1 protein-coding gene is annotated in these 252 nt (G+C 44.4%); it reads right to left on the reverse strand.

Features of this window, described 5'->3' with window-relative positions; genetic code table 11:
• The coding region (locus tag AAEY62_RS23610) for a polyprenyl synthetase family protein (RefSeq protein ID WP_350636892.1) at positions 1–252 on the reverse strand (252 nt) is incomplete at both ends.

Genomic DNA, 252 nt, shown 5'->3' on the forward strand with positions numbered 1-252 from the left:
CTAATACGCTGGCAGCATTACCAAACTCAGCATTTGCTGTAGGCGTGCCTCGGCGTAAGTTAGATTCATCAACAACATCATCATGTAATAGTGTTGCGGTATGAATAAACTCAACAATAGTTGCAAGTGTAATATGATCTTTACCCTGATAACCCAATGCTCTGGCCGCTAGTATTGCCAACATTGGGCGCACGCGCTTGCCGCCACTGTTTACAATATACAAGCCAAGTTGGTTAACTAACGCCACATCTG

The organism is Pseudoalteromonas sp. GW168-MNA-CIBAN-0100, assembly GCF_040309225.1.
Lineage (GTDB): Bacteria > Pseudomonadota > Gammaproteobacteria > Enterobacterales > Alteromonadaceae > Pseudoalteromonas > Pseudoalteromonas arctica.